Origin of the sequence: [Clostridium] aminophilum (assembly GCF_900101295.1) — a bacterium.
Lineage (GTDB): Bacteria > Bacillota > Clostridia > Lachnospirales > Lachnospiraceae > Clostridium_R > Clostridium_R aminophilum_A.
Window position 1 is genome coordinate 1 of the sequence record NZ_FOIL01000079.1, and the last position, 9,933, is coordinate 9,933.

Genomic DNA, 9,933 nt, shown 5'->3' on the forward strand with positions numbered 1-9,933 from the left:
CTTTCCATGCCTATCAGTGTTTTAATAACTGTTTCAAATGTGATTTTTCGTTTCCTAGTGAAATCTTTGCCAGACGAAACACAATACTCATTTAATTTTTCAGAAACAGCTTTTATCTCAGATAATAGAAGTTTTTTAAGATGTTTAGGTTTCATATGCGACCTCCTTGCAATCAAGATTCCCTTAATTACAAGGGCCGCTTTCGCTACATCATTATCATTCAATAGCGAAAGCGGCCGCACATTTTGATTTTTGTGTCAAGTGTTTATATAAAAAAAAGACCCCAGTATTATTTCTAATACTGAGATCTTTGATTTTGTCACCTTAACTTAATGACATTGGGCGCATGGCCCCGGTCCCCCGTAGCAGATTTTTCCTTCTGTATTCTCTTTCTTTCCGGTCTCTCCGCAATCCCCGGAAAAGACATTCCGGAAAATGCCGTCTTCTCCGGATCAGTATTCCTGAATCTTCATTCTTCTTCTCTCGTCCCGTCTCTCAAAGAACTGGTCAAAGATCATCCCCTTCTTCAGGATGAAATCCCTCAGATATGCCGCTGCCGGCGGCATATACCGCACCTTGTTCCACGCCACATAGACCCGACGGTTCGGAATCTCATTGGCAATCTTCAGTTCCTTCAGCCGGTACGGAGTTCCTCCGATGGGTTTCGGCGCGATGGCAAGTCCCTGCTTCGCGGCTACCATTCCGTAGATCAGGACATCCTGAGCCGTCTCCATGGTGATTTTCGGATGAATATCCAGCTTCTCAAAGAGTTCGTCGGTAAAATATCTCAGTTCGCAGTTGTGATTAAAGGCAACAAACGGCTGCCCGTCCAGAATGGAGAGATCGACCGTCTCCCCCTCCTCATAAGGACTGTCTTCCGGAGCCAACAGTACAAGCTGGTGTTCACCGATGGGAGCGCACCCGATCGCATTATCCTCGATTTGTGTACAGAAGGCGAGATCGATATCGCCTGCCTTCAGCTGTTTCTTCAGCGTCTCATAATCGGCTGACTGATTGAACTGCACATGAACGCCCACTCGATTGGTCTCAGAAAGATAGCGGACCACCACCTCCGGAATAAACTCGGACAGCGACGGAAAACCGGACACAATCACGGAACCGGTATCCGGGTTGACGTAATTGTTCACACACTGAACACCGTTATCCAGCAGATCCAGCGCCTGAGAAACATACGGAAGAAAAAGTTCACCGTACTTGGTCAGCTGAACATTTCTGCCTTTTCGTACAAAAAGCTGCACATTCAGTTCATCTTCCAGTTCCTTGATCGAATGGCTGAGATTGGACTGACTGACATAGAGCTGTTCTGCGGCCCTGGTATAATGTTCCAGTTCCGCGATCGTCTTGAAATACTGCAGCTGACGAAGATTCATGGATCGTTTTCTCCTTATATACTGTCACCACCACCGGCAGTGGATCCACTCTTTCCAAGGTTCCGCTGCCGGGCACGTCTTCTGATGAATGGAAGCGAAAATCCGTTTTTCCCATGATTTTCAACTCCGATTTATGCTCTACTAAAGCCTTATTTATTATCTATTATTTTACAAAATTATGCAATGTATACATTGTTTTTCGAATTTTTTTCATATTATACAGTTTCAAACCATCGCTGCCGATTTCCCTTCTTTTGGAAAACCAGCGGCTGACTTCTGCTGATTTTTTCGCTGACGAACTTCCCGCGCTTTGTATTTCATGTTCTTACAGCCAAAAGCGGGGCCGGCACATCACTGTGCCAGCCCCGCCAAAAGTTTTACATCAGATGCTTAAATTGTGATTACTTCGCAAGGGACTCCTGAAGAGTTGTTCCAAGGCCCTTAACATCGCCGTCGATCTTCTTGTAGAGGTCCTTAACGCCGTCAAGAGCAAGAATCTCATCAAAGAATGCGTTGTCATACTCGATCAGAGTCATGCCGCCGTCGGTAAGGGTCTTCTTGGAATCCTTATCGATCTTCTCAAGCTGCGGTCTCATCTCAGCGATTGCCTCGCTTACAGCCTGATCAAGAGCAGCCTGGTAAGCCGGGTCAAGGCTCTCATACTTGTCCTTGTTGATGGAAATCTGGTTCGCATAGAGGATGTGGTTGGTGCATGCAAGATACTTCTGAACTTCCTGGAAGTTTGCGCCTACACAGGTATCTGCTGCGTTCTCCTCCGCATCGATGGTTCCGTTCTGGAGAGAGATGTAAACCTCTGCCCAAGCCAGCGGAGTCGGAGCTGCGCCAATTGCTGTCCAGAATGCCATATGGTTCGCGTTCTCCATGGTTCTGATCTTCAGCTCCTTGAAGTCAGCTTTTGTCTTTACTTCCGTGTTGGAAGTTGTGAGACGATAGGTTGCGTTCTGAAGGATACCGAGCTTGTGATAGCCTGCTGCCTCGTATGCTGCGGAGAGCTGCTCATTGAACTTGGAATCCTTGCCGTTCAGTACCTGGTCGATCTTATCGCCGTCATACTTTGCGAATACCATCGGAAGGTCGAATACTGCCATCTCCGGAATGAAAGAAACGGTCGGTGCGGTCTGGCAAACTACGATGTCGATATCACCGGACTGCTCCTGACGGAGAAGATCTGCGTCGCCGCCGAGCTCGCCGTTCGGATGATAGTCAATGGTAAGCTGTCCGCCGGTGATGGCATCAACCTTGGATGCTACCAGTTCTCCGAAGATCTGGCCTGCTGCACCCTTACCGGTGGAGTCTGCACCGATGAGCTCTACCTTGTCGAGCTTGGAGTAATCTGCGTCCGCTGCCTTGGACTCAGCTGCCTTTGTCTCAGCTGCTGCTTTGGACTCTGCTGCCGCTGCTGTTGTCGTTGCAGCTGCTGAACCGCCGCCGCATGCTGCAAGACCGGCAACCATAGCTCCTGTGAGTGCGAGTGCTGTTACTTTTCTCAGTTTCATAATAATTCTCCTCCTCTTGTTCTTTTTTGTTGCTTACTCATACTGAAGCATCTCTTATTCTACACTATGAATTCAGAGATGTAAGTATTTCATAATTATTTAATAGATTTGTTTTGAATTTTGTGCACTTTTCAATTTTGTCTCTGCAGGAGACATTTGCTCCTGCAGAGGGCAACACTTGATAAAGAAATGACACCATTCGTGCCGTATCCGGCATTATCCCTTCACGATATTTACCAGACTGGTGGAGATACCCGGGATATAAGTGATCATCAGCATTGCGATAAAGAATGCAAGCATGAACGGAATCGCCTTCTTGGCAACATCCATCGGCTGCTCTTCTGCCAGATTGCCGGCAACGAACAGGTCAAGTCCGAACGGCGGTGTTGCAAGTCCGATGGACAGGCAGCATACCAGAATAACGCCGAAGTGTACCGGATCGACACCAAGCTCCTGAACCGCCGGAAGAAGTACCGGTGCGAGAATGATGATTGCAGGACCGGTATCCATAACCATTCCGAGAATCAGGAAGAAGATCATGCAGACGGTCAGTACGCTGAAGCTTGTTGTAAAGTTTGCAATGATGAAGTCCTGTACAACCTTGGTTGCCTTGGTCAGGGACAGTACGCGGCCGAATGCGGTTGCGAATGCAAGAACGAATGCCAGACCGCCGTAGGTCTTAACCGAGCTGCAAAGGAACGGAATCAGCTGTTTTACCGTGATGGACTTGTAAATGAACAGGGATACGATCAGCGCGTAGAATACCGATACAACCGCAGCCTCTGTCGGAGTTACAAAACCGGTGTAGATACCGCCCAAAACGATGATCGGGCAGAGCAGCGCCCAGAAAGACTCGCGGAAGATCTTGCCGAGACCCTGAGCGTGAAGCTCATTCATTCTCTCATTGATGGTTGCCTGATTCTCGTTGTGTCTCAGGCAATATGCAACCGCATATATCATCATCGCGGCGCCGATCAGAATTCCCGGGAATACACCGCCGAGGAACAGATCACCGGTGGATACGCCGGTTGCCAGCGAATACAGAACGAACGGAATGGACGGCGGAATGATAACGCCGAGACCGCCGGCTACGGCAATCAGACCTGCAGACCAGGTTCTGTTATAACCCAGACTCACCATGAACGGGATACACATGGCACCAACCGCTGCGGTGGTAGCCGGACCGGAACCGGAGATCGCGCCGTAGAACAGGCAGGTAAGAATAACCGCACACGGAACACCGCCCGGAAGTTTTCCTACAAAGTAAGAGAAAAAGTTGAAAAGTTTTCTGGAAATACCACCCTCGGCCATGATAACACCGCCCAGGATGAACAGCGGAACTGCCAGAATCGGTGTCGAGTTCGCACCGGAAAAGCAGTTGTTGAGCACCTGCTCGATGGTTCCGCCTTTACCAAGCAACATGATAGGAGCTACAGATCCGAGTACCATGGACATACCAATCGGTACGGAAACGAAGATCGCTACCAGAAAAACCGCAAATACCATTATAGCAGCCATTATTCATTTCCTCCTTCTGCGTGCTGTCCTGCAGCCGCCTCGCTCTTTGCATCCTCCATGGTCTGCTCAAGTGTGGTGGCAACCTTATCGCCGAAATGTCTGATGTGGATAATCAGCATCTGAACGCCTCTGGCTGTTGCCAGGAAGAAACCGATCAGCATGAAGATATAAACACCCGCCATCGGCCACTGCATTGCCGGAGACAGCTCTCCGCTGGCTACGATCTTGTTGTACACTCCGATGGAATTTACCGCACAGATTCCCATCATAGCGATTACAACGATGTCAACACAGATACCAACGACTTTACGAACGATAACCGGAAAGAGATCCAGTACAACGCCAACGCGAAGCATGCTCTCCTTGCGGATCGTATAAGCCAGAGAAACGAATACGCTCATAATCCAGAGAAATCTGCTGAATTCCTCCGCCCATGTCAGCGGCTGAATTCCCGGGACCTTCCTGACAACTACCTGTGCCATCATGACCACGGAAATCAGGACCAGACAGATCACGAGGAATGCTTCCTCCAGATGATCGTCCAACCATTTGATAAATACCATGACTACCTCCTGTCACCTTGTTCAACAACCGGATGCCCTTCTTCCTCTGATAACTTTTTGCAGCCGGCTGTCACTGTCAACAACTCACTTATGTGAATTATTTTCCTGCGATAATATCGAGGAGTTCTTTTCTCATTGCCTCAACCGGAGCTTTACCCCCTGTCCAGAGCTCGATCTGTGCAGCGCCCTGATACAGGGACATTCCCAGACCGTTCAGAATCTTGCAGCCCTTCTTCTCCGCATTGAGAAGGAACTGTGTCTTATCCGGGTTGTAGCATGCATCAAAGAAGAACATTCCCTCTTTAATATATTCTTCCGGCATCGGGGTTTCGCCGATATGGCTGCCCATTCCGATTCCGGATGCGTTCAGGATTACCGTGCTTTCTTCCAGTTTGGAGAAATCACCCTTCTTCACCTGCTCTGCCACCGGAGCAAAGTTCTCATTGATATCCTTTACGAGAGACTCGGAAGCCTCATCAAAGTAGTCGGTGATATAAATTTTTTTCGCGCCCTTGTACGCAAGAACGGAACACATCGCGCGCCCCGCACCGCCTGCACCGAAGCAGAAGAATACGGAATTCTCCACATCAACCTTGCCTTCTTCCACAAGACTTGTGTAGAAACCGATACCGTCCGTGTTGTAGCCGACGAGCTTGCCTTCCGGTGTCCTGACAACGGTGTTGGAAGCGCCCATCTTCCGGCACAGCGGATCCAGTTCATCAAGGTACTCCAGAACTTTTACCTTATTCGGCTTTGTTACGGCAAAGCCGGCAAAGTTCATGTACCGGAGACCGTTCACCACATCGCCCAGATGCTCGTTGTCCACGACAGTATAAAAATACTGCATGTTAAGACCTGCCGCCTCATAGCCCGCATTCTGCATTCTCGCAGCAAAAGACTGTTTCAGCGGATCACCCAGAAGTGTAATAAACTTTGTATCAATATTGATATTCATTTAACTTCCTCCTAAAAATTCGCCCCTTTTAAGTTTACCTTCTTTTTTCCATAACTTCCCATTGGAATAATTCATACCTATTATTCTCCGGGCGAAGCTTTCTGCCCCTCTGCACCTGCTGCAAAGGTTTTACTCGATGCCGCGTTCCGCAAAATATGCCTTTGCCTTGTCAATGCAGTTCTTTGCATGTCCCTCCACTCCGTACTTACGGATGGCCTCCAGATTCGGAAGTTCAATGGAGAGCGGAAGATCCGGAAGCGCTTCGACCAAACCGGCAATATTGATATCGCCCTCGCCCACATAATATCTTGCCTCACGGGCAGTATAGAGCATCAGGTCATCTTTGATATTGTCCAGAACAACGTCGCCGTCCGGTCCTGCCGGTCCGTCGCAAAGATGCATAAAATGGAAGTATTTCTTCGGTGTTCTCTTCAGTTCATCCGGAGTGACTCCCGCGCGGCCTGCATGAAGGGTATCTACCATTACATAGAGGTTATCGGCCCCCACCGTATCCACTAATGTAATGTCCTCCTGAAGGTTTCTCACGCCTGCCCAGGGAAGAAACTCCACATTGTAGTTAAGTCCGTACTTCTTCGCCATCTCACAGATACGTCCGACCTTCTCCACATAGAATGCCTTGTCTCTGGTCCAAATGCTGCCGAGTACGTCAGTTCCGCCGAGCTCTGCCGCTTTCTCGAAAGCCGGCTCATACTCTTCGATATCAAGGTCCGGACGAACACGGGCAAGCTCAATATCCATCAGAGGCATATCGTACTCTTTCAGAGCTTTCTTCGTCGCCTCAAAAAGCTCCGGATCCTTATCCAGAAGGAACTCCGGTTCACCGGGAAGATGCATCGGAATGGTACGAAGACTGACATAATCATATCCGGCCTCTTTTGCAATGCGGATCTGATCCATCGGGTTGGTTCCCGGAATAGTTAAGTAAGCGAGTGAATATTTACGTGCCATCATTGTCCTCCTAATATACTCTTGACAGTTCAACGCAAGATGCTGCCACGAGGCGTGTTTGATTTATGCAAATCCGACAATTTTTTATTTCTCGCTGTTGATATTTTACACTATAATTTCCTGAGTATCCATTTCGATTTCCTCATGAGTCTATCAATACTTTTCATACGAAAATTCACAATATTTACTATTTTCTACAGAGCAATGGTGTTATATTGAGCGCAGATTGAATTGTGTCAGCAAACACTTCAAGGAGGCCTATATGAACCATAATTACTTTACAGACGAGGATGTAAAGCGTCTGGAAGCGCAGGCAGTTCAGACCAGATCGGACATCATCCGCATGATCGGCAAGGCAGGAGCCGGCCATCCGGGCGGCTCTCTCTCTGCTTCCGATATGATTACCGCATTATATTTCCATGTAATGAACATCGATCCGAAGAATCCCCAGTGGGCAGACCGCGACCGTTTCGTTCTCTCCAAGGGTCATTCCTGTCCGGCACTCTACTCCGCGCTCGCAAGACGCGGTTTCTTTGATCTGGCCGAGCTTGAGCATCTCCGGGAATACGGTGCCATGCTCCAGGGCCACCCGGATATGCATGACACTCCGGGAATCGATATCAGCACCGGTTCTCTGGGCAATGGCCTCGCCGTCGGTGTCGGCATGGCACTCTCCGGCCGGATTCACCATCAGGATTACATGACCTATGTTCTCCTGGGTGACGGCGAGCTTCAGGAAGGTCTGAACTGGGAAGCTGCCATGGCCGCCTCTCACCACGATCTGAAAAACCTCATCGCCATCGTGGACTGCAACGGCGTGCAGATCAACGGGTGGGTCAATGAGATCATGACCGTTGAGCCGATCGGCGACAAATGGCGCGCTTTCGGCTGGAATGTCGTGGAGGTAAACGGCCACAATATGAAGGATATCCTCACCGCGCTTCACACCGCAAAGACAATGCGTCACCCCACCGTCATCCTGATGCGTACCGTAAAAGGCCGCGGTGTATCCTTCATGGAGGATGATTCCGCATGGCACGGCAAGGCACCGGATGAAGCGCAGATGGTGGAGGCTCTCGCTCAGATCAGCAAAGGAGGCGTTGTATAATGGGTAAGATGGCAGACAGACATATATTTGGAAACGAGCTTTGCGAGATCGGAAAGACCAGAGACGACTTCGTTGTGCTGAACGCCGATACCAAAGCATGCAACCTTGAAAAATTCGGGGAACTGTTCCCGGAGAGAGCATTTACCGTCGGCATCGCCGAACAGGATATGGTTGACATTGCGGCGGGCCTTGCCACCTGCGGCAACAAGGTATTTATCTCCACCTTCGCCGTATTTGCCGCCATGCGTGCCTGCGAGCAGGTTAGAACCTTCATCTGCCACACCAATCTGAATGTCACGATTCTCGGAACGCACACCGGTCTTCAGGTCGGCGGAGACGGCGCAACCCACGCTGCTGTGGAAGATGTCGGCATCATGCGCACCTTCCCGAATATGACGATCATCCAGCCGGCGGACGGCGTTGCCGCAAAGGCAATGGCGCACGCGGCCGTGGATTTCAAGGGGCCGCTCTATGTGAGGCTTCACCGGAATGCCGTTCCGGATTTCTACGATGAAGCGACCTACCGGTTCGAATTCGGCAAGGCCAATACCGTTCGCGACTACGGAACCGACCTCACCATCATCTCCTCCGGTATCCTTCTGGCCAAGGCTGCGGAAGCCGCGGAGATTCTGAAAGAAAAAGGCATCAACGCCAGAGTTCTGGATATGGCAACCCTGAAGCCGCTGGATGAGGAAGCGATCATCCGCGCCGCTGCGGAGACCGGTGCCGTCCTGACCGTAGAGGATCACAACGTGATCAATGGTCTCGGAGCTGCCGTCGCATCCGTAACCGCGGAAAACTGCCCGGTTCCGGTGAAGATTATCGGCATTCCGGATCGCTTCGGCGAGTCCGGTGACCCGGAGATCCTCTATAAGGTTTGCCATATGGATACGGATTCCATCGTGGCAGAGGCGGAGAAGTTAGTGGCAAGAAAAGCAAAGTGAGCCGGACACTGCCGACAGAGCATTTACGATTCAAAATCAGACAACATGTGATCTCATATGGGAGGTTTGTATGAAAAAACCGCACGTTACGATTCTGCAGACAAGTTTCGCCAAACGGGAAGATACCGTCAAATTCCTGGAAGAGAAGGTACCGGGCGTACAGGTGGAGTTCATCACCGACAGTACCATCCTGAAGGACGTCAGAGCAGCCGGCGGCCCGACCAGAGAAGTCTACGACCGCATGAAGCTTTATGCGAAGGCTGCCGAGATCTCCGGAGCAGATCTGATCGTCAACTCCTGTTCCACCGTCGGTGAAGTGGCCGACGAGTACCGCAAGGAAGTTTCCATCCCGGTCATGAAGATCGAGGATCCGATGTGCCGGGAAGCCATCACCTACGGAACCAATTTCGCCATCTTCGGCACCGTAGAGACATCCATGGGCCCGGTTGCCCGCATCATTGAGCGTCTTCTCAGGGAGCAGGGAAAGACCGCGACCACAAAACTCTATGTCCAAAATGAGGCATGGGACGCTCTGGTATCGGGACATCCGGAGGAACAGAACCGTATTCTCCTTGAGAACCTCCGCAAGCTGGATGAGATGGGCTACGATGCCATCGTCATGTCTCAGGTATCCATGCGCACCCTTCTTCCGGAGCTGAAGGGCTTTAAGACGCCGGTGCTCTGCAGTTTCTTCTCCGGCTACAGTGCCATCGCCGACAAGCTGAACGAGATCGCTCAGCAGTAATTTCCGTGGATTCGAAATATATCTTTATATAACGAAACGGGCCGCGATGTACGAAGCAGTTTTTCTTCGTACACCGCGGCCCGTATTTTATGGCTGCACGGCAGACTCACAAGGTAATGGAAATTCACTTAGCGAGGTTTTCTCGAGCTTAGTGAATTTGCTTACAGCGGCGTGCGCATCCTCGCGGAGCGTTTTTGTTTCATAGGGAATTTCGGAGAAATTT

At 50.2% G+C, this 9,933-nt stretch carries 9 protein-coding genes; 3 read left to right on the forward strand and 6 right to left on the reverse strand.

The window, feature by feature from the left end; translation table 11 throughout:
• Window positions 1-452: 452 nt before the first annotated feature.
• The 6 genes from BMW41_RS13260 to BMW41_RS13285 form a co-directional block, all read right to left on the reverse strand.
• Window positions 453-1,391: a LysR family transcriptional regulator gene (locus tag BMW41_RS13260; protein ID WP_074650631.1), complete on the reverse strand. Its 939-nt coding sequence runs from the start codon at window positions 1,389-1,391 to the stop codon at window positions 453-455.
• Between the two features lie 401 nt (window positions 1,392-1,792).
• Entirely contained in the window at window positions 1,793-2,908 is a 1,116-nt protein-coding gene (locus BMW41_RS13265; RefSeq protein ID WP_074650633.1) for a TRAP transporter substrate-binding protein, read from the reverse strand.
• A 216-nt stretch (window positions 2,909-3,124) separates the two neighbouring features.
• Window positions 3,125-4,426, reverse strand: coding sequence for a TRAP transporter large permease (locus BMW41_RS13270; protein ID WP_074650635.1), 1,302 nt, complete (start codon window positions 4,424-4,426; stop codon window positions 3,125-3,127).
• On the reverse strand, window positions 4,426-4,989 hold the full coding sequence (locus BMW41_RS13275) for a TRAP transporter small permease (RefSeq protein ID WP_074650637.1): 564 nt from the start codon (window positions 4,987-4,989) through the stop codon (window positions 4,426-4,428). The genes BMW41_RS13270 and BMW41_RS13275 overlap by 1 nt, the downstream gene beginning before the upstream one ends.
• Window positions 4,990-5,086: 97 nt before the next feature.
• On the reverse strand, window positions 5,087-5,944 hold the full coding sequence (locus BMW41_RS13280; RefSeq protein WP_074650639.1) for a shikimate dehydrogenase family protein: 858 nt from the start codon (window positions 5,942-5,944) through the stop codon (window positions 5,087-5,089).
• Between the two features lie 129 nt (window positions 5,945-6,073).
• Window positions 6,074-6,913 carry a sugar phosphate isomerase/epimerase family protein gene (locus BMW41_RS13285; protein WP_031473674.1) on the reverse strand — a complete coding sequence of 280 codons (840 nt, stop codon included), beginning with the start codon at window positions 6,911-6,913 and terminating at the stop codon, window positions 6,074-6,076.
• Window positions 6,914-7,175: 262 nt separating this feature from the next.
• Here BMW41_RS13285 and BMW41_RS13290 point away from each other — a divergent pair, with 262 nt between their 5' ends.
• From BMW41_RS13290 to BMW41_RS13300, 3 genes are all read left to right on the forward strand, one after another.
• Window positions 7,176-8,021: a transketolase gene (locus tag BMW41_RS13290; protein ID WP_074650641.1), complete on the forward strand. Its 846-nt coding sequence runs from the start codon at window positions 7,176-7,178 to the stop codon at window positions 8,019-8,021.
• The gene (locus BMW41_RS13295) at window positions 8,021-8,965 is read left to right on the forward strand and encodes a transketolase family protein (RefSeq protein WP_074650643.1); all 945 of its coding nucleotides are present in this window, start codon (window positions 8,021-8,023) and stop codon (window positions 8,963-8,965) included. Before BMW41_RS13290 ends, BMW41_RS13295 begins: the two co-directional genes overlap by 1 nt.
• Before the next feature lie 70 nt (window positions 8,966-9,035).
• On the forward strand, window positions 9,036-9,710 hold the full coding sequence (locus tag BMW41_RS13300) for an aspartate/glutamate racemase family protein (RefSeq protein WP_074650645.1): 675 nt from the start codon (window positions 9,036-9,038) through the stop codon (window positions 9,708-9,710).
• The last annotated feature ends 223 nt before the right edge of the window (window positions 9,711-9,933 follow it).